Below are 738 nucleotides of genomic sequence, written 5' to 3' on the forward strand. Positions count from 1 at the left end.
CGCCGTGCCATCGAAGCCGCTGACAAAGCGCTGCCGGCCTGGCGTGCACTGACTGMCAAAGAACGTGCGAACAAGCTGCGTCTTTGGTACGAGCTGATGATCGAGCACCAGGACGACCTCGCTCGCCTGATGACCCTGGAGCAGGGCAAGCCATTGGCCGAAGCCAAGGGCGAAATCGTTTACGCCGCTTCCTTCATCGAGTGGTTCGCCGAAGAAGCCAAGCGCATCTACGGTGACGTAATTCCGGGCCACCAGCCAGACAAGCGCCTGATCGTGATCAAGCAGCCAATCGGCGTGACCGCTGCAATCACGCCGTGGAACTTCCCGGCTGCCATGATCACCCGTAAAGCCGGCCCGGCCCTGGCCGCCGGTTGCACCATGGTGCTCAAGCCTGCATCGCAGACCCCGTTCTCGGCTTTCGCCCTGGCTGAACTGGCCCAGCGTGCCGGCATCCCGGCTGGCGTGTTCAGCGTGGTCACCGGCAGCGCTGGCGACATCGGCACCGAGCTGACCAGCAACCCGATCGTGCGCAAGCTGTCCTTCACCGGTTCGACCGAAATCGGTCGTCAACTGATGTCGGAATGCGCCAAGGACATCAAGAAAGTGTCCCTGGAACTGGGCGGCAACGCGCCGTTTATCGTGTTTGACGACGCCGACCTGGATAAGGCCGTCGAAGGCGCGATCATTTCCAAGTACCGCAACAACGGCCAGACCTGCGTTTGCGCCAACCGTCTGTAC

Annotated in this window: 1 protein-coding gene; it reads left to right on the forward strand. The window is 62.0% G+C overall.

All coding sequences use genetic code 11. The features are described 5' to 3' along the window. A partial coding sequence (locus AC1DRJ_RS30890) for an aldehyde dehydrogenase family protein (RefSeq protein WP_477805452.1) occupies positions 1–738 on the forward strand: 738 nt, incomplete at both ends.

The organism is Pseudomonas sp. P5_B2, from assembly GCF_056400445.1.